Source organism: Cellulomonas chitinilytica, from assembly GCF_016862675.1.
GTDB lineage: Bacteria > Actinomycetota > Actinomycetes > Actinomycetales > Cellulomonadaceae > Cellulomonas > Cellulomonas chitinilytica.
Genome location: NZ_BONK01000009.1, coordinates 83,971 through 109,656, shown reverse-complemented (window position 1 = coordinate 109,656; position 25,686 = coordinate 83,971). Strand labels below are relative to the sequence as shown.

The 25,686-nt window shown below is 74.3% G+C and carries 21 protein-coding genes; 8 read left to right on the top strand and 13 right to left on the bottom strand.

Annotation, left to right across the window (positions count from 1 at the left end; all coding sequences use genetic code 11):
- From Cch01nite_RS13750 to Cch01nite_RS13695, 12 genes are all read right to left on the bottom strand, one after another.
- On the bottom strand, positions 1-159 hold the full coding sequence (locus tag Cch01nite_RS13750; RefSeq protein ID WP_203755772.1) for a DUF6760 family protein: 159 nt from the start codon (positions 157-159) through the stop codon (positions 1-3).
- Positions 156-614 (bottom strand): hypothetical protein, encoded by a 459-nt coding sequence (locus Cch01nite_RS13745; protein WP_203755770.1) that lies wholly within the window; start codon positions 612-614, stop codon positions 156-158. The genes Cch01nite_RS13750 and Cch01nite_RS13745 overlap by 4 nt, the downstream gene beginning before the upstream one ends.
- Positions 614-1,063 (bottom strand): phage tail protein, encoded by a 450-nt coding sequence (locus Cch01nite_RS13740; protein WP_203755768.1) that lies wholly within the window; start codon positions 1,061-1,063, stop codon positions 614-616. Before Cch01nite_RS13740 ends, Cch01nite_RS13745 begins: the two co-directional genes overlap by 1 nt.
- Before the next feature lie 26 nt (positions 1,064-1,089).
- Positions 1,090-2,646: a phage tail sheath family protein gene (locus Cch01nite_RS13735; protein WP_203755765.1), complete on the bottom strand. Its 1,557-nt coding sequence runs from the start codon at positions 2,644-2,646 to the stop codon at positions 1,090-1,092.
- Between the two features lie 301 nt (positions 2,647-2,947).
- Complete coding sequence (locus Cch01nite_RS13730) at positions 2,948-3,670, bottom strand: eCIS core domain-containing protein (protein WP_203755762.1); 723 nt, start codon at positions 3,668-3,670, stop codon at positions 2,948-2,950.
- Positions 3,671-3,789: 119 nt separating this feature from the next.
- Entirely contained in the window at positions 3,790-4,329 is a 540-nt protein-coding gene (locus Cch01nite_RS13725) for an isochorismatase family protein (protein WP_203755759.1), read from the bottom strand.
- 12 nt (positions 4,330-4,341) lie between these two features.
- Entirely contained in the window at positions 4,342-4,920 is a 579-nt protein-coding gene (locus Cch01nite_RS13720) for a GNAT family N-acetyltransferase (protein ID WP_203755747.1), read from the bottom strand.
- A gap of 17 nt (positions 4,921-4,937) precedes the next feature.
- A complete protein-coding gene (locus Cch01nite_RS13715; protein ID WP_203755745.1) occupies positions 4,938-7,004 on the bottom strand; it encodes an ATP-binding protein in 2,067 nt (688 codons plus the stop codon).
- Positions 7,001-7,684 (bottom strand): Pvc16 family protein, encoded by a 684-nt coding sequence (locus tag Cch01nite_RS13710; protein ID WP_203755740.1) that lies wholly within the window; start codon positions 7,682-7,684, stop codon positions 7,001-7,003. The genes Cch01nite_RS13715 and Cch01nite_RS13710 overlap by 4 nt, the downstream gene beginning before the upstream one ends.
- A gap of 4 nt (positions 7,685-7,688) precedes the next feature.
- Positions 7,689-11,060: a DUF11 domain-containing protein gene (locus tag Cch01nite_RS13705; RefSeq protein ID WP_203755738.1), complete on the bottom strand. Its 3,372-nt coding sequence runs from the start codon at positions 11,058-11,060 to the stop codon at positions 7,689-7,691.
- Positions 11,061-11,257: 197 nt separating this feature from the next.
- Positions 11,258-14,701 carry a DUF11 domain-containing protein gene (locus tag Cch01nite_RS13700; RefSeq protein ID WP_203755735.1) on the bottom strand — a complete coding sequence of 1,148 codons (3,444 nt, stop codon included), beginning with the start codon at positions 14,699-14,701 and terminating at the stop codon, positions 11,258-11,260.
- 166 nt (positions 14,702-14,867) lie between these two features.
- Complete coding sequence (locus tag Cch01nite_RS13695; protein ID WP_203755732.1) at positions 14,868-15,491, bottom strand: response regulator transcription factor; 624 nt, start codon at positions 15,489-15,491, stop codon at positions 14,868-14,870.
- Positions 15,492-15,660: 169 nt separating this feature from the next.
- Here Cch01nite_RS13695 and Cch01nite_RS13690 point away from each other — a divergent pair, with 169 nt between their 5' ends.
- Together Cch01nite_RS13690 and Cch01nite_RS13685 are read left to right on the top strand one after the other, a co-directional pair.
- Positions 15,661-16,992: a COG1470 family protein gene (locus Cch01nite_RS13690; RefSeq protein ID WP_203755729.1), complete on the top strand. Its 1,332-nt coding sequence runs from the start codon at positions 15,661-15,663 to the stop codon at positions 16,990-16,992.
- A 13-nt stretch (positions 16,993-17,005) separates the two neighbouring features.
- A complete protein-coding gene (locus Cch01nite_RS13685) occupies positions 17,006-17,323 on the top strand; it encodes a PAAR domain-containing protein (RefSeq protein ID WP_203755726.1) in 318 nt (105 codons plus the stop codon).
- On the opposite strand, the gene Cch01nite_RS13680 is transcribed toward Cch01nite_RS13685, so the two are convergent.
- Entirely contained in the window at positions 17,310-18,449 is a 1,140-nt protein-coding gene (locus tag Cch01nite_RS13680) for an epoxide hydrolase family protein (RefSeq protein WP_203755723.1), read from the bottom strand. The two genes, Cch01nite_RS13685 and Cch01nite_RS13680, sit on opposite strands and share 14 nt — an antisense overlap.
- Positions 18,450-18,604: 155 nt before the next feature.
- Between Cch01nite_RS13680 and Cch01nite_RS13675 the strand changes: the two genes are divergently transcribed.
- From Cch01nite_RS13675 to Cch01nite_RS13650, 6 genes are all read left to right on the top strand, one after another.
- The gene (locus Cch01nite_RS13675; protein ID WP_203755720.1) at positions 18,605-19,519 is read left to right on the top strand and encodes an SDR family oxidoreductase; all 915 of its coding nucleotides are present in this window, start codon (positions 18,605-18,607) and stop codon (positions 19,517-19,519) included.
- The gene (locus tag Cch01nite_RS13670; RefSeq protein ID WP_203755716.1) at positions 19,516-20,061 is read left to right on the top strand and encodes a TetR/AcrR family transcriptional regulator; all 546 of its coding nucleotides are present in this window, start codon (positions 19,516-19,518) and stop codon (positions 20,059-20,061) included. The genes Cch01nite_RS13675 and Cch01nite_RS13670 overlap by 4 nt, the downstream gene beginning before the upstream one ends.
- A gap of 75 nt (positions 20,062-20,136) precedes the next feature.
- Entirely contained in the window at positions 20,137-21,447 is a 1,311-nt protein-coding gene (locus Cch01nite_RS13665; protein ID WP_203755713.1) for an FAD-binding oxidoreductase, read from the top strand.
- Positions 21,448-21,674: 227 nt separating this feature from the next.
- Positions 21,675-23,744 (top strand): penicillin-binding transpeptidase domain-containing protein, encoded by a 2,070-nt coding sequence (locus Cch01nite_RS13660; RefSeq protein ID WP_203755710.1) that lies wholly within the window; start codon positions 21,675-21,677, stop codon positions 23,742-23,744.
- 72 nt (positions 23,745-23,816) lie between these two features.
- Positions 23,817-24,797, top strand: coding sequence for an aldo/keto reductase (locus tag Cch01nite_RS13655; protein ID WP_239070521.1), 981 nt, complete (start codon positions 23,817-23,819; stop codon positions 24,795-24,797).
- A gap of 17 nt (positions 24,798-24,814) precedes the next feature.
- On the top strand, positions 24,815-25,681 hold the full coding sequence (locus tag Cch01nite_RS13650; RefSeq protein WP_203755708.1) for an NAD-dependent epimerase/dehydratase family protein: 867 nt from the start codon (positions 24,815-24,817) through the stop codon (positions 25,679-25,681).
- Positions 25,682-25,686: the final 5 nt, after the last annotated feature.

Genomic DNA, 25,686 nt, shown 5'->3' with positions numbered 1-25,686 from the left:
TCAGCGCTCCTCGCTCATGCGCCGGTTGATCGCGGCGATCTCCCGCACGTACTGCAGTCGTTGGGGGTGCTCGAGGTCGAGGATGTCGTCCAGCGCCCAGTGGAAGTGGTAGGCGACGTACGCGACCTCCTCGTGGATCCGCTCGGGCGCGTACGTCACGATTCCCCCAGGCGCCCACCCGAGATGTCGACCTCGAAGCGGTGCTCGCAGGACGGGCAGACCACGGCCGCCCGGGTGTGACCCTCGGCGTTGATGCGCCGGTACAGGTCCTGCAGGAACGCGACGTCGGACGCGAACATGTTCTCGACGACGTTCGACGTGATGCCCGGCAGCGTGCCGAGCGACGTGATGACGCGGCTCAGGAGCACCACCGTGGTGAACGCGGGGTTCTCCTGCACGCGCGCGTCGTACAGCGGGAGCAGCTCGTCTCGTGCGGTGGCGAGCCGCATCGTCCCGGACCGGTGCAGCACGCCGTCGCCGTCCAGGTACCCGCGGGGCAGCTGGAAGTCGAACTCGGTGCGCAGCTGAGGGCGCCTCGAGGGCGACGACGACGTGACCTGCACGTCGTCGTCGACCTCGGGCTCCCCGAGCGCGACCGGGACGGTCCGTCGCATCAGGCGAACTCCATCTCGTCCCAGCAGACCGTGAACGACTCGGACAGCGGCTCGGTGGACCCGGCCTTGAGGGTGCCGCCCAGCTCGACGTCCTTGACCCACACGTTGCGGAAGTTCATCCGCTTGAGGAGCTGGTTGTCGGACGTGTAGATCGCCACCTCGGCGGTCTTGCGGGCGCCCTTGATGTCACCGGCGAACACGGCCTTGAGCCAGTCCGTGACGGTCGTGGAGTCCGTGAGGCCACGCTTGACCTTGAACTCGCCGGCCTTCTGGCGGCCCATCATCTGCCGGGTGACGAACTTCCCGTCCTGCGTCTGCTGCTGGTACGTCACCTTGTCGACCTCGGCCTTGAGGCCGCTGACCTCCATGACGTGCGGGATCTGGATCCCGTCGATCTTCACGCTGAACGCGTACGCGGTGGCGAGGTCCAACGCATCTGCGAGTGCCATGACTCACCTTCTTTCGGGTGGGGGCGTCACTCGGACGCGAGGCTGGTGCCGCCGGAGAACTGCGACAGCTGGAAGATCACGAACTCGGCGGGCTTCACCGGCGCGACCCCGATACGACAGGTGACCTGGCCGGCGTCGATGGCCTCGGCGGGGTTGGTCTCCCGGTCGCACTGGACGAAGAACGCCTCGTCGGGACTGAGCCCGAACAACGCCCCCTTGCGCCACTCGTTGACCAGGAACGCGGAGATGGTCCGGCGGATCCGGGCCCACAGCGCGTCGTCGTTCGGCTCGAACACGACCCACTGGGTGCCCGTGAGGATCGACTCCTCCAGGTAGTTGAAGAGTCGCCGCACGTTGACGTACCGCCAGGCCGGGTCGGACGACAGGGTCCGGGCGCCCCACACGCGGACCCCGCGGCCGGGGAACGTGCGGATCGCGTTGATGCCGACCGGGTTGAGCAGCTCGTGCTCGGCCTTGGTGATCTGCGTCTGCAGGGTGATCGCCCCGCGGACCACCTCGTTGGCGGGAGCCTTGTGCACGCCACGCTCGTCGTCGTTGCGCGCCCAGATGCCGGCCATGTGGCCCGACGGCGGGACGAACCGGTTGGAGCCCGTCGACGGGTCGAACACCTTGATGTACGGCCAGTAGAGCGTCGCGTACTTCGAGTCGTAGCCGGCCGTGTTGACCCGCCAGTCCTTGATCTGCTGCGGGTTGAGCCCCGGCGGCGGGTCGAGGATCGCGAGCCGGTTGCCCATGAGCTCGCAGTGCGCGATGACGGCGAGCTGCACCGCCTGGTACGTCTCGAGGTCGATCGCGCCCTGCTCCAGCGCGGCGACGAGGTCCGGGACCGAGACGATCGTGACCTCGTCGATGGCCTCGAGGCCGCTGAAGCCGGTGCGGTCGGCGGCGTCGCCGATGTAGTCGTCGGCGCCCAGGTCGGACGTCTCGGGGACCTCGGGCTCGGGCGGCGGGATCGTGAGCTCGGCGGAGCCCTTGTCGGGCTTCGCGAGCGCGCTGCCCGAGGCCAGCTCCTCGATCGTGACGAGCTTCGACTCGGCGAGCTTCGTGACGACGTTGTTGTCGCCGCGCTTCGTCGTGACGTTGTCGTACGTCTCGGTGTCCTTGCCGTCGAGCTTGATGATCAGCTTGAACTGGTCGTCGGGCGGGTTCTCCCCGCCGGCGTCGGCCACCTCGATGCTGATCTGCTTCGTCTTCGGAGCCCTCTCGTGGGCCAGCACGCGGTACGCGCCGATCACGGCCTGCGCACCGGCGGGCAGGGCCTTGGGCGTCGCCCGCGTGACGGGCTCGTCGGGCTCGGCGTCGGAGCCGATGCGCACGATGTACGCGTTGTTCCCGCCGTTCAGGAAGTACCCGTAGACGGAGTGGGCGAGGTACGCGTCGGGGAGGAAGTCCCCGAACGTCTCGGAGAACTGGGTCCAGTTCGACACCAGCGTCGGCTGGTTGAACGGCCCCTTGGCGGCCATGCCGACGAACGCGGCGACGGACGTGCCGACCCCCTCGATCGGTCGAGCACCCGCCTCCACCTCCTCGACGTAGACGCCGGGCGACAGATAGGTCGGCATGTCCCCTCCTTGGGCACAGGGAGTCGTGGATTCAGAGTGCTGCCGTGCGCGTGGGCGGGGGGCGTCCCCCCGGACGCCCGCGAGGGCCGTGGTGGTTGCCCGATCGGGCGTCGGATCGTGCCCCCGCCGGGGTCACGTCGGACCGTGCCCGGACCGGTGCCCGGACCTGCGCCGGGACCTGCGCCGGGACCTGCGCCGGGACCTGCGCCGGGACCTGCGCCGGGACCCGCGCCGGGACCCGCGCCCGGACGCACGAAGGACCCGGCCGCACAGGGGTCGGCCGGGTCCTTCGCGAGGCGGGTCAGGCCTCGGGCTCCTCCTCGGGCTCCTCGCCCTCGCGCTGCACGGACGAGCCTCCCGGGGCCTCGCTGTCGAGCTCGTCGCGCTGCACCGACGGGGTCGCGAGCGCGCTCGTGCCCTCGGCGGACGCCCGCTGCGTGGTGGGTGCCGGTCCGGCCATGACGCGCTCGGCGTTCGCCTGGGCCGCCCGCTCGAAGCGGTCGCCGGGGTCGGACACCTGGATGCCGCCGCCCGCAGGCGTGCCGTCCACGGGGCCGCTGCGCTGCTGGACGACGTGGGTGAGCTCGTGCGCGAGCGTCGTCTTCCCGGCGCTCGACGACGTGTCCACGTCCCGGCCGAGCACCACGTCCGACCCGACGGTGTACGCGTGCGCGCCGACGGCCTTCGCGGAGTCGGACGCCCGCGAGTCGGAGTGCACCCGGACGTCGCCGAAGTCGGCGCCGAGCCGCGCCTCCATGTCGGTGCGCGTGTCCGCGTCGAGCGGACGTCCGCCGCCCGACGACAGGACGTCGAGCACCGGCGAGCGCTCCTCCTCGACGAGCCCGGTGGTGGACGCGTTGCCCGCGGTCCGTTGCAGGAACGTCATCCCCGCGGACCCGAGCATGTCGGGGCGCCGGTCGGCGAGTGCGCGGGCGACGGTCGGCGCCGTCCGCTCCTCGTCGACGCGGGACGCCTTGGGTCGCAGGCTGCTGTCGGCCTGCTCCAGGTGGTCGTGGCTGTGCATCGTCGGCCCCTCTCGACGGTCGTCCCTCACGACCGTGCCACTGTCCGGCCGTCGGCGACAGGTGCGGCGGGGATTCCCGATCGGGCAACCGGCAGGCCCGATGAGGCACGGCGGTCCGGTCAGGCGAGCGGGACGGTCCCGTGGCCCTCGACGGTGAACGTCTGGCCGGGGTAGCGCAGGCCGACGAAGTACGCGTTGACCTGCGCGACGATCTGCTCCCCGGTCACCGGCGCACCGGCGTGCTCGCCGCCCCAGGTGGTGTGGCAGTCCCCGACGAGCGTCACGTCGAACCCGAGGGCGGCGGCGCTCTGGCCGAGGGTGCGGACGCAGAAGTCGGACTGCGCCCCGGCGATCACGAGCCGGGTCGCCCGGAGCTCGGCGAGCACGTCCGCGAGGTCGGTCCCGGCGAACGCGTCGCGGTACGCCTTGAGGATCCGCTCCTCGTCGTCGTGCGGCTCCAGCACCGGGGCGAGCTGCCAGTCGTCGCTGCCGCGGGGGAAGTCCTGCTCGTCCTGCACCCAGACGACGGGCGTCCCCTCGGCGCGGGCCCGTTCGACGAGCGCGACGGTCCGGGCGAGGACGCCGTCGGCGTCCCACGCGTCCCGGACGACACCGACCTGCAGATCCACCACGACGAGTACGGAGGTCACAGGCAGCATCCTGCCAAGGTCTCAGGCCCGCAGTGCACGCCACTCGTCGGCGAGCAGCGCGTAGGTCATCCCGTCGACCCAGCCCTTCGTGCGGTGGAACGAGTCCCTCCGGCTGTGCTCCTCGCGGCGCATCCCGAGCCTTTCCATGAGCCGCCACGACGGCACGTTGTCGGCGAAGCACACCGCTCGCACCCGCCGCAGACCGAGGTCCTCGAAGCAGATCCGGACCACCTCGGCGACGGCCTCGGTCGCGTACCCCTGGCCGCCGTGGTCCGGGTCGAGCACCCACCCGAGCGTCGCCTGGACGAGGTGCGCCCGGTCGGCGACGTCGCTCTGCGCCCACCCGTCCTCGACGAGCAGCATCAGGTCGCCGACCACGCGGCCGTCGAGCTCGATCACGAGGGTGGTGGCCAGGCGGTCCGGGTCGAGGAGCCGCTCGACGCAGGTGTCGTGGTCGCTGAAGTCGTGGCCGAGCCACTCGTTGACGGCCGGGCGCCGGCGGATCTGCCAGATGCTCTCGACGTCGTCGACGGTCGCAGGGCGCACGGTCAGGCGGGCGGTGCGCACGGGCCAGGGAACGGGGCTGAGGTCCTGCGGCATGGAGCCAGTGTCGGGCCTCACGTGCCCATCAGCGCCCAGTACGGCCCGAACTCGCTCTCCAGCGTGAGCCGCCCGAGCTTGCGGTACTCCCGGTAGACGGCGGTGACGACGTGCCGCATCGCGACTGCCCCGCCGTCGTCGGCCGCGAGGTAGGCGGCGGTCACGGCGGCGGACCGGATCGCACCGCCGGCCAGCTCGAACGCCTCGCCGCAGAACGCGAGGTCCAGGTCGCCGACGCGCGGGACGCGCCGGCCGAGGCACCGGTCCCACAGCGCGGCCCGCTGACCGGCGTCGGGCACGGGGAAGTCGACGACCACGTCGAGCCGGCGGATGAACGCGTCGTCGATGTTGGCGCGCAGGTTCGTCGCGAGGATCGCGAGCCCGTCGAACGACTCCATCCGCTGCAGAAGATAGGCCGACTCGATGTTCGCGTACCGGTCGTGCGCGTCCTTCACCTCGGAGCGGCGGCCGAACACCGCGTCGGCCTCGTCGAACAGCAGCACCGCGTTGACGCCCGCCGCGCCCGCGAAGATCCGTTCGAGGTTCTTCTCGGTCTCGCCGATGTACTTGTCGACGACGGTGGCGAGATCCACGACGTACAACTCGAGCCCGAGGTCGTGCGCGACGACCTCCGCGGACATCGTCTTGCCGGTCCCGGAGTCGCCCGCGAACAGCGCCGAGACGCCGTGCCCGCGGCCGCCGCCGGGCCGCATCCGCCAGTCGCCGAGCACCTGCTCGCGGTGCCGGGCCCGCGTCGAGATCTCCCGCAGCGCGGTCAGCACCGGGTCGGGCAGCACCAGGTCCGGCCAGCCGACGCCCGGTTCGATGCGGCGCGCGAGACGTTCGAGCGCGGTGCCGTTCTCCGAGCGGGCGCCGACCCGCACGTGGTCCACCGTCAGGCCGCCGTCGAGCGTGGCCTGCTGCTTCGCGGCGCGCGCGGCACGGGTGACCTGCTCGGGCCGCAGCCGGAACGGGGCGGTCGCGGCGGCGGCGTCGATGCCGTGCTCGCCGAGCGAGGACGCCCACAGGGCGTTGCGCTCCAGGACGGTGCTCGCCGGCACGTCGAACAGGAGCGGCGGCCACTCGCTCCAGCCCGGGTCCCAGGTGCTGCGCCCGACGACGAGCACCGGCGGGCCGCCGTCGAGCACGCCGCGCAGCGCCAGCGGCCGCTCCATGAGCCCCTCGACGCCGGACACGACGATCCCCGCCCCCGTCAGCCGCGCCTCCCGGACGACCGTCGCCGACAGCCCCGACGGGTCGTACGCGGTGGCGAGCGCGGCGGCGTCGAGCACCAGCACGGGCCGGTCGACCGCGCGCAGCGCCCGCACCGCGAGCACCCGCCCGGAGCCCGTCGGCGGCTCGCGCAGGTACACGAGCCGCGCACCGCTGCGCAGGGCGCCCGCCAGGCGCGTCGGGTCGCCCCACGCGACGTCCTCGACGTCGACGAGCACGGGCGCGAGCGCCGGGTCGGGTGCGTCGTCGCCGAGCAGGTGCCCGACGACCCGGTCGGGCACGCGCAGCGGCCGGCCGGGGAGCGGACGGTCGGGGTCCTCCAGCACCAGGAGGCCGGCCGTGACGAGCGGGCCGTGCTCCAGCCGGTGCCGGCCGGCCGCCGACCCGAGCGGGACCCCGCACAGCGCGAGGGCCACCGCGACCGACGGGCGGCGCCGGGTGACGTCGTCGTTCAGGTACCCGAAGAGCTGCTCGAACCGGGAGTCGACCTCCGGCGCCAGGGCGACGAGCAGGAGCTCCACGTCGAGCGGCTCGAGCGCGAACTCGCGGGCGAGGTCCCGCAGCCGCAGCCGCGCACCGAGGTCCTCCGCCTGCGTCGCGACGGCCTCCACGTCCGCCGTCCGCCCCGCGACCGCGTCGGGCTCCGTCTCCGCCGCCGGGCCGGCGAGCAGGCGGTCCACGGTCTCGTCGCTGAGGTACAGCCCGCGGAACGGGTCGTCGGGCTGCGGGTCGTCGGCCCGGCGGCGTGCGACGAGCAGCCGGACCCGCTCCTCGACGACCGCGAGCCGGCCGAGCAGGTGCGCGGTGCTCGGGTCGACGCGGCGCCCGTCGTCGAGCGTCGTCCCGCTCACCGTCGTGTCCTCGCCCGGGACGCGGGCCGGGTGCCCTTGCGGGCGCCCGCCGCCTCCGGACCCCGCGGCGGCGGAGGCTCGTGCGCCTGCACCCCGACGTCGCTCGCGCCGCCGTGCCGGTCGGCCACGTCGATGACGAGCGGCTCCAGGACGGGAGGCCCGACGTAGGCGCTGACGTCGGTCATGACCGGGGTGTCGACGACGACGTCGATCGACGGCTTCAGCTCCCCGCCCATGGCGGTCCACACGTCCGCGAACCCGCGGTCCTCGGGCGGCGGCAGCCCCACGAACAGCGGCACCCGGGCGCCGGCGGACCGCAGCGGTTCCTCGAGCACGTGCTCGGGCAGCGCGTCGAACCGCAGCAGGTGGCGCAGCACCGAGTCGAGCAGCCGGTGCTCGTCCTCGGGCCGCTGCGTCCACGCCGTCACCAGGTACGACAGGCGGAAGTGCCGCGGCGGCTGGAACCGGTCGACGACCTTCCCCTCGACCCGGTTCTCCAGGAACCCGCGGGTGCGGCGGCGCAGGTCCTCGCGCAGGTCGTACAGGTACACGTCGACCGTCGGCGCGTTGCGCCGGGCCGCCCAGTCCTTCGTCGGCGCGTCGAGCACGACCTCGACGTCGGTGCTGCCCACCGCCTCGCGCACGAGCGCTCGGATCGCCTCGTCCACCTGACCGATCATCGGATCACTTCCGGAACAGGAACGTCGGTGCGTCCACGGATGTGGGGACCACGAGCAGCGGCGCCTGCACGTCGCCGAACGTGGGGGAGGGCTGGCCGTCGGTGACCCGCAGGTCCCGGCGCGTCAGGAGGGTGTCGCGGATGATGAGGATCGACTGCGACCACGAGCCGTCCGGGCGGACGACGACCGGGTTCCGGACGCTCAGCAGGCCCGACGACCAGCCGAGGTCCACGTCCTCACCCGGCGGGAAGTCGTGCCCGACGGCGAACACGACCTCGTTGGGCCGGGCCACCGCCGGGGCGAGCACCACGACGGGCTGGCGCACCTCGAGGGTCGCGGTCGCGGTGTTGTCCCCGGTCCCCGGGTCGGGCGACGTGGTCGTCACCGTGCCCGTCACGGGACCGGTCTGCGGCGGCCCGGTGAACGCGATCGTCGGGTCCAGCGTGGCCGTCAGCACCACCGCGGCACCGCCGGCCAGCGTCCCGATCGGGCACACGCCCGCCGCGACGAGGCACGGCGCGCCGCCGCTCGGGGCGACCGTGACGATCCCGGGGTACGTCGTCGCCAGGGCCACGTCCTGCGCGGGCAGGGCGCCCGCGTTGCGGACCGTGAACGTCGCCGTGACGGGCCGGCCGCCGACGAACGCGACGGGCGACGACAGTGCGAGCGTGACGCCGACCCCGCCTGCGCCGCCCACGTCGACGGACGCCGTGTTGTTCGTGACGACCCGCTCGGGCGTGCCGGTCTGCACCGTCCCGGGGATGGTGGACCTGGTGGTGTCGCTGATGCCCTGCACGGGGATCGCGAACGCCACGGTCTGGCCGGCGGGCAGCGGGTCGGTCAGCGCGCACGTGACGAGCGCCGCCGACTGCGTGCACCCCGGCGCTCCGGGAGTCGTCAGCCCGGCCGGGAGCTCGACGGTCACGGTGCCGTCGCGGACGAGCGCCGGGCCCGTGTTCGACACCGTCGCGGTGACCGTCGCGGCCCCGCCGGCCACCGGTCCCGCCGACATGGTGAGCACGAGGTCGGTGAACGGCTGGTAGGCGGGGGCACGCTGCGGCCCGGACAGGTCGACGACCTCGCGCACCGTCGCGGCGTCCGGCGTCACCCCCCAGATCGCGCGCAGCCGCGCCTGGCCCGCGGGCGACCCCGAGAACGTGATCTCCGTGCCGTCGGGGGACCACTCCGGGTCGTCGGACGGGTCGACCAGCAGCCGGGCTGCCGTCGGGTTCCCGTCCCGGTCGAACCCCGTCAGGGGCGCGACCGCGACCACGCGGGTCACGTCGCCGGGTGCGAGCGTGACCAGGCCGATCGCCCCGCGCGCGTCGATCGCGAGGTCCGAGTCGGCGGGGATGTCGGTGACCAGGTCCGCGATCGCGAGCTGCGTGCCGTCCGGCGACCACGACGGGGACCGGCCGAACACCGCCAGGCCGCCGCACCCGCACTCCGAGAGGATGACCTGGGTGGCCTCCCCGGTCGCCACGTCAACGGCCCAGATCTCCGACGCCGTCGGGTTGTCCGAGCCGAACCGGCTGATCCGCGAGAAGGCGACGTGCGTGCCGTCGGGCGACCAGGTCGGGCCGGTGTCCCAGCGTGAGGCGACCGCCTCGCTCTGCGTGAGCTGCCTCGTCTCGCCGAACGTGCCGTCGGGCTTCACGCTCACGAGCCACAGGTGCGGCGGCTGGTGCCCGCCGTCGCCGTCCGAGGCCGCCCGGACGAACACGATGCTCGTCCCGTCCGGCGACCAGACCGGGTCCACGTCGATGTCGTCGTCGTCCCGGTCGTAGTCGAACGGCACGTCGGTGAGGTCGTCGGCCCGTGCCAGCGTCAGCGCCATGCCGGTGTCGCCCTCGCCGCCGACGGGGGTGCTGTACGCGACCTGCGTCCCGTCCGGCGAGTAGTGCACGCCCGCCCCGGCCTCCGCGAACGACGACAGGGTGTCGCCCGACGGGAAGAAGCCCTCCGCGGAGACGGGCCGCACGTCGGAGCCGTCGTCCGCGACCACGTCGGTCACGTCGGCGGAGACCACCTCCGACGTGTACGCCAGGTCCGCGAAGTCCGTGCTCGACTCGCCCTCGTCGTAGTCGAGGATCCACGTCGGGTGGGACTCGGTGACGCCGACGACGTCGACCAGCGACCGCTCACCCTGGAACTGCGGCGGGTTGCCGGTGTCCCACACCCCGACCCAGACGCCGCCGGCCGGGTCGTCCTGCGTCGACGTGAACAGCAGGTCGAACGCGCTGCCCGGCGCCCACGCGGGTTCGGACCCCTGGACCCGGGAGCTCTCCGCACCCTGGTACGGGTCGATCGTGTACAGCGGGTTCCCGTCGGGGTCGAACATCGGCTCGCCCTCGCCGTCGACCCGCTGGACCGGCCGGCCGTCGTCGTCGAGCTGCATGAACTGGATCGACCCGTCCGGCCGGTACGCCGTGGTCGTGTACGCGAGGAGGAACGCCTCCGCCTTCCCGGTGGACCGGACGTCCGGCTGCGTGCTGCCGACGTCCCCCGACGTGAGCTGGACGGGGTCGAGGCGCGTGGCCCCGAGGTCGATCCGGTACAGCGCACCGAGCGGCGCGTCGGCGTTGGTCTGCGACACGATGAGGTGGCCGTCGTCCAGCCACGTCGGCCACGTGCTGTCGACGTCGTCCGCCGTCACCGCCTCCGGTGCCGCCGCCTCGCACGACCCGTCGCCCGCCGGCGGGACCTCCGCGACCATGACGACCCACCGGCCGCTCGCGTTCGACGCGTACGCCACGTGGTGACCTCCGGGGGAGACCACCGGGTGCACCTCCTGGGCGGCGTCGCACGTGATGCGGATGTCCGGACCGGGGGTGCCGCTGAAGATCGTGTTCACGTAGACGTCGCCGAACCGGGTCCGCACGTCGGTCTCGTCCGGGCCGGCGGCGGCCGCCGCGGCGGCACCGCCCGGGTCGGGCTCCTCGACGTCCTGCGTGCTCACCCACGCGACGAGCGAGTCCGAGTCCGACAGGGTCGTCACGTGCGCCTGGCCGTCCACGCGGTGCCCGTCGCGGACCGAGAAGTCCTGGCGGTCGGGGAAGGCGAAGATCGGCGGCACGGTGCCGAGGTCCGGCTGGGTGGCCGCGGCGAGCACGGCCGGGGAGCCCGTGCCGGCGGCCGCCTCGGGCTGCGCCCCGGCCGCCGCGATGCCGATGCCGCCGCCGTCCGTCGAGAGGTTGAGGCGCCGGAGCTCGTCCGACGTGTCGACGAAGCCGAGACGAGGCTGTGCGGCCGTCGGTGTCGGGAGGGCCGCGGCGAGCGACGCGGCGGGGACGGGACCGGCCGAGGCGGTGCCCGCACCCGGCAGCAGCAGGAGACCGACGACGGCGCCGGCGACCCACGTGCGCACCCGTTCCACCGGCACGCCTCCTCCCGCGGGCGCCCGTCGCCCCCGTCCGCTCACCGTGCCCTGGCCGGGCCGGGCGCCGGAGGCGACGGCGGCCAGACGATGGGGCACCGCCCGTCGCCCGAAAGGGCACGCCAGGGGTGGGTCGACCACCGACGCCCGCATCGTGCGGGAGGCCGCCGCCGGACCGCCGGCGACGCCTCCCGTGCTCACTTCCGGAACAGGAACGTCGGCGCGTCGACGGACGTGGGGACGACGAGCAGCCGGGCGCGTGCCGGGCCGTACGCGGGCGTGGCGCTGCGGTCCTCGACCTGCAGCAGGCGGGCGCTGAGCAGGGTGTCGTCGAGGAGCACGACGGCCTGCGACCAGGTGCCCGTGCCGGAGTCCGGGTCGCTGGCCACGCTCATGAGGCCCTGGGACCAGCTCAGCTGCACCGGTGCGCCGGGCGGGAAGTCCTGGCCGACGGCGAAGACGACCTCGCCGGGCCGGGCGGTCGCGGGCGTCAGGACGACGCTGGGCTGCCGGACCTCGAGGTTCGCGCTCGCGACGTCGTCGGCGGGGTTCGGGTCGGGCGACGTGGTGGCGACCGCGCCCGTGACGGGCGCCGTGAGCGCGGGCGTCGGCGTCGACAGCGCCGGCAGCGGCGGGGACGGCGGCGGTCCGACGCTCGCGGTGAGCACGAGCGCGGCCCCCGGGGCCAGCGTGCCCAGGGCGCAGGTGCCCGCGGCGTCCAGGCACGACGGGCCGCCCGCCGGGACGGGGACGAGCGGTGCGCCGAACCCGGTGGTCAGGGTGACGGCCTGCGCGGGCAGGCCGCCGGCGTTGCGCACCGTGTACGTCGCGCGCAGGGGCTGCCCGCCGGTGTAGACGATCCCGGGCGACTCGATCGACACCGTGACGCCGACACCGCCGGCCACGCCCAGCTCGACGCTCGCGGAGTTGTTCGTGACCACGCGCTCCGGTGTGGGGGTCGTGACGACCCCGGTGACGGTCGTCGTCGCGGCTCCGTCGATCCCGGTCACGGGGATCTCGAACGACGCCGTGTCGCCCGTGCTCATCGGCGCGTCCACCGCGCACGTCAGCACCGCGGCCGCCACGGTGCATCCCGTGGCGCCCGGCGACGTGAGGCCGGGGGGCAGCTCGACGGACACGGTCGCGGAGCGCACGAGCCCGGGGCCGGCGTTGGTCGCGACGGCCGTGACGGTCGCGCCACCCCCTGTCGGTGGGGAGGCCGACATGGTCAGCACCATGTCCGTGAACGGCTGGTAGGCAGGGCTGCGCTGCGGACCGGGACGGTCCACGATGCGACGCAGACCTGTCCCCTCGGGCGACACCGCCCAGATGCCGCGCGCCTCGGGCCCGGTCGCCGGGGAGCCGGAGAACGCGATCTCCGCGCCGTCGGGCGACCAGTCCGGCTGGTCCGCCGTCGCGACCACCCGGCGGCTGTCGGTGGCGGAGCCGTCCGGGCGGAAGCCGGTCAGCGCGGACGTGCCGGTCACCGCGATCCCGTCTGTGGTCTCGTCGATGTCGACGATCCCGATGTTCCCGGGCGTCGCGATGTCCAGCGGATCCGCACCGTCCGCGTCGAGCAGCAGCGACGCGACGGCGATCTGCGTGCCGTCGGGGGAGACCGCCGGCGCCCGACCGCGCAGGGGAACCGTGAACCGGCAGGTCGTGGTGCTGCTGCAGAACCGGATCTGCTCGGAGGTCAGCGTGCGGGTGTTGATCGTCCAGATGGACCGCAGGTCGAGGTCGTCCGTGTCGCCTGACGCGCGTGAGAACGCGAGCCGCTCGCTGTCCGGGAACCACGACGGGTCGAGGTCCGTGTACGGGGACGCGGCCGGCTCAGGCGTGATCTCGAGGACCTTGCGCATCCTCGGCTCGGTCGGGTCGGTCGCGTCCACGGTGACGATCTGCGCCTGGGCGTGGAAGCCGCCGGTGGCGACCTGCACCCAGGGCCGCCGGACGAAGGCGATCGTCGACCCGTCGGGGGACCACGTGGGGTTGAGGTCGATGTCCGGCCCGACCCGGTCGTACTCGAAGCTCTCGACGACCTCGAGCGTGTCGGCGCGGGCGATCTGCAGCGCCCAGCCGGTGCCGTCCTGGGCGCCGCGCTGCACGCTGTAGACGACGTACTGGCCGTCGGGGGAGTAGTCGAGGCCCGCCTGGCTCAGGTCGGTGGAGGGCGTGAGGTCGTCCGGGTCGAGCGGCAGCGCCGACCGGGAGATCTCACGGATGTCCGACCCGTCGTCCGCGACCGCATCGCTCACGTCTGGCGTCCCGACCTCGGAGGTGTACACGAGCCGGACGTCCTGGGCGGACCCCGTGTCGGTGAAGGACAGCCAGGTCGGGTGCGACTCGGCGCGCCGGAAGGTGCCGGCGACCGTGGTGTAGTCGACGAGCGCGGCCGCGTCCGGGGTGAAGGCAGCGACCATGATGTCGCCGGACGGGTCGGACCACGTCGAGGTGAACGCGACGGCCCACGGCGAGCCGGGCAGGCTCCACACCGGCTCCGACCCTTGCGGGGTCCCGAGGACGGCGTCGGCGAACGGGTCGCGCAGGCCGTCGGGACCCACCGCCGGGTCGGGCTTGAGGTCCCGGGTGAGCCCCAGGAGCCCGATCGAGCCGTCCGGCCGGTACCGCGTCGTCGTGAAGGCGACCAGCCATCCCGTCGCCGTCGCGCGGACGTCGGGCTGCGTGTCGGCGGACCCCGGGCCGTCGGTGAGGGGGGACGCCGACCCCGTGCCGTCGGCCGCGGCGACGAACAGGTCGCCGAGCTCGTCGTCCCGGGTGCTGGAGAACACGAGCGTGCCGTCGTCGAGCCAGGCGGGCCACGTGCTGTCGCCCTCGCCGTGCGTCACCCACGTCGGCTCCGCCTTCGGGCAGGTGCTGTCCGTGCTGACGGGCGCGACGGCGATGTCCCAGGTCCCGTGCGCGTTCGTCGCGTACGCGATGCGGGTGCCGTCGGGGGAGACCGACGGGTGCACCTCGGTCGCGGGGTCGCACGTGACCCGGGCGTCGGCGGCGCTCTGGGCGGTGAGGTCCCGGTAGTACACCTCGCCGGGGTCCTCCGGGCCGGTGGGCGCGGCGGGGTCGTCCTGCGCGGCCGTGCTGACCCAGGTGAGGTCGGCCGCGACGTCGGTGGGGTTCTCGTCGCCGACGACGGTGTGCGCGGTCGCCTCGCCGTCGTGGCGGTGACCGTCGACGTACGGGGTGTCCTCGGGGGTCGGGTCGAAGAACACCGGCGGCATGACGGGGGCGGCCAGGACGGCCAGCGGGGTGCCGCCGCCGGTCGTGCTGCCGCCGGTCGTGCCGCCGCCGAGGGTGGCCGCGCCGGTCGTGCCGCCGCCGAGGATGCCGCCGCCGGTCGTGCCTTCCCCGAGGACCTCGCCCACCAGCCCCTCGCCGACCGGCGCGGGCCCGGCCGGGGTGCCCCCGGCCAGGTTGATGATCACGTCCTGCCAGTCGAGGTGCACCTCGCGCAGCTCGTCCGTGCGGTCGGTGAACCCCACCCGCGGCGCCGCGGCGACGGGCACCGGCAGCGCCGCCACGACCGCACCACCGAGCGGACCCGCGGCCGACGCGCCCGCCGCCCCGGACACCAGCAACGTCCCGGCGACGAGGCCCGCGGCCCACGCTCGCGCTCCAGCCATCACGAACCTCCCCCTGACCGGCCCGCGACCGAGCGGTCGCGAGCGGTCCCGCGACCGCCGGTCGACCCGCCGGGACACGGCGGGTCCGACGGGCACGGCACCGGTGCCCGGACGGGCACTGCAAGGAGGAGTGCGCAGCGGCCCGTCACGGACATCGGCAGGTCGACTAGATGAGTCCTTCCCGCAGCGCGTACGCCACGGCGTGCGACCGGTTGCGCAGCTGCAGGCGCGTCGTCACGTCGTGCAGCACGTTCTTCACGGTCCGCTCCGAGTAGGCGAGCTCCCGGGCGATCTCGGACGTGTCGTAGCCGTCGGCGATGAGCCGGAGCACCTCGATCTCGCGGGACGCCAGGCCGGTGAACGTCAGCCCACGCGGCCGCAGGACCTGTCGCTGGAGGGTCCCCACCTGGTCGAGGAGCCGCCCCAGCAGGTCGGGCGGCACGCTGCCCTCACCGGTCGCTGCCCCGCAGATCACCCGGACGAGCCGGTCGGGCGTCGCCTCGCTGCGCCGCACGAGCCCGAGGACGCCCGCCTCGACGGCCGTCACCACGTCGCCGTCCTCGAGCCGGCCGGCCACGAGGACCGCCTGGCTCGGCGTCTGCCTTCGGACCATCCGCACGAGCCGCAGCGCGTCGTCGTCGACCGCGTCCGCGACGACGACCGCCACCTGGGAGGCCTCCGCCTCGTCGTGCCCCAGGACCCGGACCTCCGGCCGCGGCCGCAGCGCGCTGACCACGCCTGCCTCCGAGATCGGGTCCCGTGCGCTCACCCACACCGCCACTCGTTCCATGATGTGCCCCCTGCTCCTGGCATCCGGCCCCCCCGGATGCTCGTCCGGACAGCGTGCAGGGGCGCACTGATCGTGCAGTCAACATCGACTCAACGGGCAGCACCGCTGCCCGTTCGGCCCGCCCGGGGGACCGTCGTCCTGCCGGGCGTCGAGCCGTACGGTCGCCTGCATGACGACGACGGCCAAGCTGGACTCGCCCCGGGTGGAGCTCTCCCCCGGGACCGAGGCGGTCGTGCCGCTGCACATCCGTAACACGGGCACGACGGTGGAGGGCTACCGGATCGAGGTGCTCGGGGTGCCCGCGGCGTGGACGACGATCGAGCCCGCAGTGATCGACGGGCTCTACCCGGACACGTCCACGACGGCGACGATCCGGTTCGCACCCCCGCGTTCCGCGACGGTGCCGGCCGGCCCGCTGGACTACGGCATCCGCGTCGTCCCGTTCGAGCACGTCGACGAGACCGTGATCCCCGAGGGTGTCGTCGAGGTGCTGCCGTTCCTCGACACGACCGCCGAGCTGCTGCCCCGCACGTCGCACGGGCGGCGTGGCGCGAAGCACCGGGTCGCGTTCGACAACCGTGGCAACGTGCCCGTCACGGTGACGCTGCAGGCGGCCGACGAGCAGAACACCCTCGACTACCGGATCAACCCGCAGCTGCTGACCGTGGGTCCCGGCGAGGCGGCGTTCGCCGACGTCAAGGTCAAGCCGGCGAAGAGCCTGTGGCGCGGTCCGGACGTGACGCACCCGTTCACGGTGACCGCCGCCGCGGAGAACACGACGCCGGTGCTGCTCGACGGCGCGCACGTGCAGACGTCGATCATCCCGAAGTGGTTCTTCAAGGCCCTCCTCGCGCTGCTCGCCCTCCTGGCGCTGCTGGCGCTGCTGTGGTTCACGCTGCTGAAGCCGGTGATCGCGTCGGCCGCGAAGTCGTCCGTCGAGGACGAGGTCGCGCAGGCCAACGAGGCGGCCGCGGCCGCGCAGAAGTCGGCCACCGACGCCCAGGCGGGGTCCGCGCAGGCGGCCCAGGCGGCGGCCGCCGCGCAGGAGCAGACCGCGAAGGTCGAGGACCTCACGAAGAACCTGCCGGTGACGCCGACGGAGCTGTTCACGCCGACGCTGCAGCGGCTCTCCGTGACGGGCCTGGCGGAGGGCGCGTCGGACGACGCGACGTTCCCGGTGCCGACGGACCAGACGCTGCGCATCACGGACCTGGTGCTCAACAACCCGCAGGGCGACTTCGGCACGATGACGCTCGCGGTCGTGCCCGCCGGCGGCGGGACGGCGACGACGCTGCTCCAGGTCGCGCTCGAGAACTTCCGCGACAACGACTACCACTTCCAGACGCCCATCACGGTGCCGGGCGACGCCACGTTCCGGGTGACGGTGAACTGCCGGACCATCGGGACACCACCGGACGGCACCCCGAAGCCGGCGGCCTGCAACGACGCGCTCGTCTTCAGCGGCACGCTCGTCGTCCCGGTCCCGCCGGCGACCCCCTGACGGGTCCGACGCGATGCCGATGGGACCGGCGCTGCGGGTGGGTGACACCGCCCTGTGCCCGCTGTTCGACGGACCGAAGCCGCACGTGGGCGGGCCCATCACGCCCGCGGCGGCGGTCATGACGGTGCTCATCGGCGGTCAGCCGGCCGCCGTCGCGAACAACATCCCCGGCGGGATCCCGTGCGTCTCGCCCGCACCGAACGGGATCGCGATGGGCAGCCTGACGGTGCTGATCGGCAACTTCCCGGCCGCCCGGCTGGCCGACCTGAGCATGCACGGCACCCCGATCGTGCCGGGCCCGGGCTGCCCGACGGTCATCATCGGCGGCTGACCCGCTCGTCTCGCAGGGGGCGGTAGAAGGCCCGGAGGTCGTCGACCAGCAGGTCGGGGGCCTCCAGCGCTGCGAAGTGGCCGCCGCGCGGCAGCTCGGTCCAGCGGACGAGGTGGTGCTGGCGGCCGGCGGCGCTGCGTGTGGGCGGGTCCGTCGGGAACAGGGCGACGGCCGTGGGCACGACGCCCGGGGCACCCGGAGGCGGTGCCGCGACCCGGTTCTCGTAGTACAGGTTGGCCGACGTCGCGGCCGTCCCGGTGACCCAGAACAGCACGACGAGGTCCAGGACGTCGTCGAGGTCGACGCCGCCGAACGGCGGGTGGGCCGGGTCCGTCCAGTCGTGCAGCTTGTCGAGCACCCAGGCCAGCTGCCCGGCGGGGGAGTCCGCGAGCGCGTGCCCGAGCGTGTGGGGGCGCGTCTGCTGCAGGGCCGCGTAGCCGCCGTCGGTCCGCGCGCGCTGCCGGCCGGCGTCGACCCGGGCGCTCTCGGCGGGCGACTCGTCGGGCGCGTGCCTGGGGACGTCGAGGTTGCCGTGGAGGTGGACCCCGACGACGCGGTCCGGCGCGATCCGCCCGACGAGCGGTGAGACGACCGATCCCGTGTCGCCGCCCACCACCCCGAACCGTGCGTACCCGAGACGGGTCATCAGCTCCGGCCAGGCGCGCGCGATCCGGTGGTGGTCCCAGCCGGGGCCCGCGAGCGGGGTCGAGAACCCGAAGCCCGGCAGCGAGGGCGCGACGACGTGGAAGGCGTCGGCGGGGTCGCCGCCGTGGCGGGCCGGGTCGGTGAGCGGTCCGACGAGGTGCAGGTGGTCGAGCACCGAGCCGGGCCAGCCGTGGGTGAGGAGCAGGGGGAGCGCGGCCGGTTCCGGCGAGCGCGCGTGGACGAGGTGGATCCGTTGGCCGTCGACGGTCGTGACGAGGTGCGGCACCTCGCCGAGCCGCCGGCGCAGGCGCTGCCAGTCGTAGCCGGTGAGCCAGTGCCCGACGAGGTCCCGCAGGACGTCGACGGGCACGCCCCGGGACCATCCGGTGCCCGGGACGGTCCGGGACCACCGGGTGCGGCGCAGGCGGTCGCGCAGGTCGGCGAGCGCCTCCTCGTCGATCTCGACGGTGAACGGCTCCACGCTCGCCCTCCGATGCGCTGCGGTCCGTGCTCCCGGACAGTCTCCCGAGCCCCGCCCACAGCGCGCCTGTCGTCCCGAGGGCGATGCGGTGTTGACGGGCGACGGATGCGGAGGGATCCTGCCAACTAACCAGTTGGTTGTTCGAAGGAGCCGTCATGTACGCCGTCCCGGAGCAGCACGGCCGCACGTTCGTCGTCACGGGCGCGAACAGCGGCACCGGCCGGGCCGCGGCCGAGCAGCTCGCCGCCGCCGGCGCCCGTGTCGTCCTCGCCGTCCGGAACGCCGAGAAGGGCGAGAAGGCGCTCGCCGAGATCCGCGCGGCCCACCCGGGCGCGGACGTGGAGGTCCGGGTGGTCGACCTCGCCGACCTCGCCTCCGTCCGCCACTTCGCCGACACCCTGACGGCCGACCTCGACCGGCTCGACGTGCTCGTGAACAACGCGGGCGTGATGGTCCCGCCCACCCGGTTCGAGACGGCCGACGGGTTCGAGCTGCAGATGGGCACCAACTTCCTGGGACCGCTCGCGCTCACGAACCTGCTGCTGCCGCTGCTGCTCGCCGCGCCCGAGCCCCGCGTCGCGACGATGAGCAGCGGTGTCGCGAGCTGGGCCCGCATCCGGTTCGACGACCTGCAGTGGACCCGCGGCTACCGGCCGTGGCGGGCGTACGGCCAGTCGAAGCTCGCCGACCTGCACCTCGCACGGCACCTGGCGCGCGTGTCCGACGAGCGCGGGTGGCCGCTGCTCAGCACCGCCGCGCACCCGGGGTTCACGCGGACGAACCTGCAGACCGCCGGTGCGTCGCTCGGCCGGGACACGCCCCGCCGGTCGATCTTCTCGGGCGACTCGGTGATGCCGTCGATGCTGCCGCCCGAGGGTGCGGGCTCGATCCTGCTGGCCGCGACGAGCCCGCTCGCCGCGCAGGGCGGGTACTACGGCCCGACGGGCCGGTGGGGGCTCGTCGGCGACCCGGGCCCGGTGCACCTCAACCGGCGGATGCGGGACGGCGCGACCGCGGCCCGGCTGTGGGCGGTCGCGCAGGACCTGACCGGCACCGCGCTGCCGGCATGAGCGGTCCCGAGCCCGGGTCGACGCCGGCACGGATCCTCGCGGCGGCCGCGGACGAGTTCGCCGAGCGAGGTCTCGCCGGTGCCCGCGTCGACCGGATCGCGGAGCGGGCGGCCGCCAACAAGCAGCGCCTCTACGCGTACTTCACCAGCAAGGACGCCCTGTTCGACGCGGTCGTGGAGAACCGCATCGACCAGTTCGTCGACGCCGTCCCGTTCGACGCGGACGACCTGCCGGGGTACGCCGTCCGGCTGCTCGACTTCAACCTCGCGCACCCCGAGCTGGTCCGGCTGCTGCTGTGGCACACGCTCGAGCGACCGGGGGTGCTCGCCGGCCTGCCCGAGTGGCAGCACGCGACGACGGCGAAGGTCGAGGCGCTGCAGGCGGCGCTCGACCGCCGTCCCGGCGTCACCGGCGCGTCCGCCGAGCGGGTGCTCACGCAGGTGCTGGGCCTCGTGCACGGCCTGCTGCTCGTGCCGGGGGTCGCGCAGGGCGCGGTCCGTGACGACCTGCACGCCGCGGTGCGCAGGCTCGTCGAGGGCTGACGGCGCGGGACGTCAGTGGTCGGTGGGAGTCTGCTGCAGCAGCCCCACGAGCCCCGGTCCCGAGGAGGTCGTCCCATGCCGCACGCGCTGCAGCAGCACGTCACCGGCCCCGTCCTGACGCCGTCCGACGACGGCTACGACGACGAGGTCGCGTCGTTCTCCACCACCCTGGGCCACCACCCCGACGTCGTCGTCGGGGCGACGAGCGTGCAGGACGTCGTGGCGGCGGTCCACCACGCCCGGGCGCACGGCCTGCACGTTGCCGCGCACGCGACCGGGCACGGCGGACCTCCCGCGCGCTCCGGCGTCCTGGTGAGCACGCGGCGGCTCGGCGGCGTCGAGGTCGATGCCGCCACCAGGGTCGCGACGGTCGGCGCGGGCGCCCGGTGGGGCGACGTCGTCGCGGCGGCCGCGCCGTCCGGGCTGGCCCCGGTCGCGGGGTCGGCGCCGACGGTCGGGGTCGTCGGGTTCCTGCTCGGGGGCGGGCTCGGACCGTTCGCGCGCAGCCACGGGTTCAGCTCGGACCACCTGGTGTCCGTCACGGTCGTCACCGGGGCGGGCGAGGTCGTCGAGGCGAGCGAGGAGCACCACCCGGACCTGTTCTGGGCCCTGCGCGGCGGAAAGTGGGGGCTCGGGATCGTGACAGGGCTGCGGGTCCGGCTCGCGGAGGTGCCCGAGCTGTACGCAGGGTCGCTCTTCTTCGACAAGGAGCACGTCGAGGCGGCGCTGCGCGGCTGGATCGCGTGGACGGCCACCGCGGACCCGGCGACCACCACGAGCGCGGTCGTCGTCCGGTTCCCGCCGCTCGACGCCGTGCCGCCCCCGCTGCGGGGACGCACGGCGCTCGGCCTGCGGGTCACGCGGCCCGGGGACGCCGCGACGGGTGAGCGGGTCGCCGCGCCGCTGCGGGCCCTTGCCCCCGTGCTGCTCGACGGCCTCGGCCCTCTGCCGCTCGGCCAGGTGGCACGGATCCACGCCAACCCGACGGAGCCCGGGCCGAGCTGGGCGGGTGGCGGGCTGCTGTCGCACGCGGACGACGACCTCGCGTCGGTCTGGCTCGACCGGGTCGGACCGGACGCGGACCACCCGTTCGTCGCCGTGGAGCTCCGCCACGTCGCGGGGGCGACGGAGGTCGACGTCCCGGGCGGGTCGGCGGTGTCGGGGCGCGGCGCCGGGTTCACGTTCTCGCTCGTCGCCCTCGACCCGTCGACGTTCGACGACCTCCCTGCGGTGGGCAGGTCGCTGGTCGACGACCTGTCGCCGTGGGTCGCGGACGAGCTGAACCCGAACTTCGGCGGCGGTCTCGGGCCGCCGCGCTGGTCGGCGGCGACGAGCGCACGGCTCGACGAGGTCCGCCGCACGTACGACCCGGACGGGGTGCTCTGACCGCCCCGGGCGCCGTGGGGAGGAAGGGTGAAGGCTTTCCCGTACCGCCCACGGGCGGCGACGGTTCCTGGCACGCTCACGAGGTGCCCTGGCTGCCGACCGGGGCGGTGGAATCGGGTCGCGCCGACGTCGGTCGTCACGACACGATGCGTTCGCCCGTCCTGCGCGACCACGTGCGTCGCGGTGGGGCATCCCCGGCCGACGAGGGCCGGGCACGAAAGGACATGATGACGTTCGCAAGCCGTCGCCCCGGAGCCCGGGGTCACGTCGTACCGCAGGTCCGCGCCGGTGTCGTGCTCCCCGCACGTGGCCCGGCAGCCCGGCCCGGCTGGCGACGGTTCGTCGCGGTCGGGACCGTCGGCGTGCTCGCCGCCGCGGGGCTCGCGGCGTGCTCGTCGAAGCCGCCGGGCCCGGACGCCGCCGCGAAGACGCTGGCGGCCGCGCTCACGTCGGGCAGCTTCACGGCCGTCGAGTTCGCGGACGGCTCGGGCGACGCCGCCGCGGCGGCCGACGCGCGCACCGCGGCCTACGAGGGCCTCGACCCGCTCGAGCCGAAGGTCACCTTCACGTCCGCCGCGAGCCCGAAGGACGACCCCGACACCGCGACGGCCAAGTTCGCCTTCACCTGGGACGTCGACGACACGGACGACGACTGGACGTACACGACGACCGCGCACCTCACGCGCGACGCCGAGGACGAGTCCGTCTGGCGGGTGACCTGGTCCCCGGCGCTGCTCGCGCCCGACCTCGTGGCCGGCGAGAAGCTCACCACGACCCGGGTCCGCGCGGAGCGGGCCAACGTGCTCGGCGCGGGAGGCGTCCCGATCGTCGAGCCGCGCCCCGTGTGGCACCTCGGTGTCGACAAGACCCACACGGACGCGGCCGGCCAGGACGCCGCAGCCCGGTGGCTCGCCGTGGGTCTCGGCATCGACGCGGACGAGTACGCCGCGAAGGTGGCGGCGGCGGGGCCGAAGGCGTTCGTCGAGGCCATCACGGTGCGTCAGGGCGACCCCGCCTACGACATCCCCGCGCTCACCACGGCGGTCGGCGTGAGCGCCGTGTCGGACACGCTGCCGCTCGCGCCGACCCGCGTGTTCGCCCGTCCGATCCTCGGCACCGTCGGCCCTGCGACGGCCGAGATCGTCGAGAAGTCCGAGGGCGCGATCGCGGCCGGCGACACGGCGGGCCTGAGCGGGCTGCAGCGTCAGTTCGACGCCCAGCTGCGCGGGGTGCCGGGCATCACGGTGAACGCGGTCTCGGCCGACGGCGCGGCGAAGCGGGAGCTGTTCAGCAAGGAGCCCGTGGCGGGCACCCCGCTGGCGACGACGCTCGACCCGAACCTCCAGCAGGCCGCCGAGGACATCCTCGCGGGGGTCGGGCCCGCGAGCGCGATCGTGGCGGTCCGCCCGTCGACGGGTGACGTCGTCGCGGCGGCGAGCGGACCGGGTGGTGAGGGTCAGTCGACGGCGACGCTCGGCCAGTTCGCGCCGGGCTCGACGTTCAAGGTCGCGACGACGCTGGCCCTGCTGCGCGGCGGCCTGACCGCGGACAGCACCGTCTCGTGCCCGGCGACCACGACGGTCGACGGCCGCGTGTTCCAGAACTTCCCCGGCTACCCGGCCGACAAGCTCGGCGACGTGCCGCTGCGGACCGCGTTCGCGAACTCGTGCAACACGGCGTTCATCGGTTCCCGGGACAAGGCCGACCAGAACGCGCTGATCGACGCGGCCGGCTCGCTCGGCCTCGTGCCCGACGCCGACCTCGGCTTCGCCGCGTTCCTGGGCGCCGTGCCGGCCGACTCGGACGGCACGGACCACGCGGCGTCGATGATCGGCCAGGGCCGGATCCTCGCGTCGCCGCTCGGCATGGCGACCGTCGCGGCGTCGGTCGGGGCCGGGCACACCGTCACGCCGCACCTCGTCACGCCCGCGGAGGGCGCGACGTCGTCCGGCGGTGCGACCCCGTCCGCGAGCGAGGGCGGCGAGGGGTCGGCGTCGCCGAGCGCCACGCCGCGTCCCGCCGTCCCGCTCACCACGGCCGAGGCGCAGACCCTGCAGGGGCTCATGCGCGCGGTCGTCACGGAGGGTGGCGCGACGTTCCTGCAGGACGTGCCCGCACCGGAGGTCGCCGCGAAGACCGGCACCGCGCAGTTCGGCGAGGACGGGAACCTGCAGAACCACGTGTGGATGATCGCGACGCACGGCGACCTCGCCGTCGCGGTGTTCGTCGACGTGGGCGACTACGGGTCGACGACGGCGGGTCCGCTGCTGGAGCAGTTCCTGCGGGCGGCCGGCTGAGCCACGGCCGTGTGCCGGGCGACGACGTCCGGCGCGCCCGGGCCGTCGGGCACCGGCCGCGGCCGTGATGGGATGGGCGACACCCTGACGACGAAGGAGCTCGCGATGACGGAGGCGTGGATCCGCCCGCTCGGCAGGACCGGCCTGCAGGTGTCCGCCGTCTGCCTGGGCGGTGGGCCGCTCGGGAGCATGCCCCGCCTGTTCGGACGGGACACCCCGGCGGAGGACGGCATCGACACGGTGCTGGCGGCGCTCGACAGCCCGATCCGGTTCATCGACACGTCGAACGGGTACAGCGACGGCGAGAGCGAGCGGCGGATCGGTGCGGCACTGGCCCGCCACGGCGGCCTGCCGGACGACGTGGTGCTCGCGACGAAGGTCGACCCGTCGGGCGACGACTACTCGGGGGACCGGGTCCGTGCGTCGGTCGAGGAGAGCCGGGAGCGGCTCGGGCTCGACCACCTGCCGCTCGTGCACCTGCACGACCCGGAGAACTTCGACTTCGCCGAGCTGTCCGCGCCGGGCGGTGCGGTCGACGCGCTCGTCCGGCTCCGCGAGGAGGGTCAGGTCGGGAAGATCGGCCTGGCGGGCGGCCGGGTGCAGGAGATCGCGAAGTACCTGGACCTGGGCGTGTTCGACGTGCTGCTGGTGCACAACCGCTGGACGCTGCTGGACCGCAGCGCGGGCCCGCTCATCGAGGAGGCGCTGCGCCAGGGCATGGGCGTGCTGAACGCGGCGGTGTACGGCGGCGGCATCCTGGCCAGCCAGGACGGCGGCCCGACGACGTACGGCTACCGGCCGGCACCGCCCGAGGTGCTCGGCGCGGTGGAGCAGATGCGGCGCGTGTGCGCCGCGTACGGCACGGACATCGCGACGGCGGCGCTGCAGTTCTCGCTGCGCGACGAGCGGGTCGCGTCGACGATCGTCGGGATGAGCCGGCCGCAGCGGGTCGCCGAGACGGTGGACGCGGCGACGACGGCCGTGCCGGACGCCATCTGGCCGGAGCTCGAGGCGCTGCTGCCGCCCGAGCGCGTCTGGCTCGACGCCGACTGAGGGATACGGTCGACGGCATGGGTCGTGTCGTGGTGACGGGTGGCAGCGGGAAGCTGGGTCGGGCGGTCGTCGAGCACCTGGCGGAGCACGGGTGGGACGTCGTGAACGTCGACGTGGTCCCGCCGCCGCCGGGTCAGCCGGCCCGGTTCACGCTCGTGGACCTCACGGACCTCGGGCAGGTGACGGAGGCGCTCAGCGGGATCGACGACCGGTATGACGGCGTCGACGCGGTCGTGCACCTCGCGGCGATCCCGGCGCCGGGGCTGCGGCCGAGCGGGGCGACGTTCGCGAACAACGTGGTCGCGACGCACCACGTGTTCAGCGCGGCCCGGCGGGCGGGCATCCGCAACGTCGTGTGGGCGTCGAGCGAGACGGTGCTGGGCCTGCCGTTCGAGACGCCGCCGCCGTACGTCCCGGTCGACGAGGAGTACGCGGTCCGCCCCGAGAGCACGTACTCGCTGGGCAAGGCCGTCGAGGAGGAGATGGCGCGGCACTTCACGCGCTGGGACCCGCAGGCGAAGCTTATCGGGCTGCGGTTCTCGAACGTCATGGTCGACGAGGACTACCGGGCGTTCCCGCAGTTCACGGCGCAGGACCGGATCTGGAACCTGTGGGGCTACATCGACGCCCGCGACGGTGCGCAGGCGGTGCGGCTGGCCCTGGAGAGCGACCTGACGGGGTTCGAGGCGTTCATCATCGCGGCACCGGACACGGTGCTCGACACCCCGTCGGCGGACCTCGTCGCGGAGCACTTCCCGGACGTGCCGGTCCGCCGGGCGATCGAGGGCCGCGAGACGCTGCTCGGCATCGACAAGGCCCGCCGACTGCTCGGCTACGAGCCGACGCACACGTGGCGCTCGCGCCTGCCGGGCGCCGAGGTCTGACGGCA

What these genes read in the sequence shown, in the direction of transcription:
- Cch01nite_RS13745 (WP_203755770.1), bottom strand. Translation starts at nt 614, where the DNA reads ATGCGACGGACCGTCCCGGTCGCGCTCGGGGAGCCCGAGGTCGACGAC.
- Cch01nite_RS13740 (WP_203755768.1), bottom strand. Translation starts at nt 1,063, where the DNA reads ATGGCACTCGCAGATGCGTTGGACCTCGCCACCGCGTACGCGTTCAGC.
- Cch01nite_RS13735 (WP_203755765.1), bottom strand. Translation starts at nt 2,646, where the DNA reads ATGCCGACCTATCTGTCGCCCGGCGTCTACGTCGAGGAGGTGGAGGCG.
- Cch01nite_RS13730 (WP_203755762.1), bottom strand. Translation starts at nt 3,670, where the DNA reads ATGCACAGCCACGACCACCTGGAGCAGGCCGACAGCAGCCTGCGACCC.
- Cch01nite_RS13725 (WP_203755759.1), bottom strand. Translation starts at nt 4,329, where the DNA reads ATGCTGCCTGTGACCTCCGTACTCGTCGTGGTGGATCTGCAGGTCGGT.
- Cch01nite_RS13720 (WP_203755747.1), bottom strand. Translation starts at nt 4,920, where the DNA reads ATGCCGCAGGACCTCAGCCCCGTTCCCTGGCCCGTGCGCACCGCCCGC.
- Cch01nite_RS13710 (WP_203755740.1), bottom strand. Translation starts at nt 7,684, where the DNA reads ATGATCGGTCAGGTGGACGAGGCGATCCGAGCGCTCGTGCGCGAGGCG.
- Cch01nite_RS13700 (WP_203755735.1), bottom strand. Translation starts at nt 14,701, where the DNA reads ATGGCTGGAGCGCGAGCGTGGGCCGCGGGCCTCGTCGCCGGGACGTTG.
- Cch01nite_RS13695 (WP_203755732.1), bottom strand. Translation starts at nt 15,491, where the DNA reads ATGGAACGAGTGGCGGTGTGGGTGAGCGCACGGGACCCGATCTCGGAG.
- Cch01nite_RS13690 (WP_203755729.1), top strand. Translation starts at nt 15,661, where the DNA reads ATGACGACGACGGCCAAGCTGGACTCGCCCCGGGTGGAGCTCTCCCCC.
- Cch01nite_RS13685 (WP_203755726.1), top strand. Translation starts at nt 17,006, where the DNA reads ATGCCGATGGGACCGGCGCTGCGGGTGGGTGACACCGCCCTGTGCCCG.
- Cch01nite_RS13675 (WP_203755720.1), top strand. Translation starts at nt 18,605, where the DNA reads ATGTACGCCGTCCCGGAGCAGCACGGCCGCACGTTCGTCGTCACGGGC.
- Cch01nite_RS13670 (WP_203755716.1), top strand. Translation starts at nt 19,516, where the DNA reads ATGAGCGGTCCCGAGCCCGGGTCGACGCCGGCACGGATCCTCGCGGCG.
- Cch01nite_RS13665 (WP_203755713.1), top strand. Translation starts at nt 20,137, where the DNA reads ATGCCGCACGCGCTGCAGCAGCACGTCACCGGCCCCGTCCTGACGCCG.
- Cch01nite_RS13660 (WP_203755710.1), top strand. Translation starts at nt 21,675, where the DNA reads ATGACGTTCGCAAGCCGTCGCCCCGGAGCCCGGGGTCACGTCGTACCG.
- Cch01nite_RS13655 (WP_239070521.1), top strand. Translation starts at nt 23,817, where the DNA reads ATGGGCGACACCCTGACGACGAAGGAGCTCGCGATGACGGAGGCGTGG.
- Cch01nite_RS13650 (WP_203755708.1), top strand. Translation starts at nt 24,815, where the DNA reads ATGGGTCGTGTCGTGGTGACGGGTGGCAGCGGGAAGCTGGGTCGGGCG.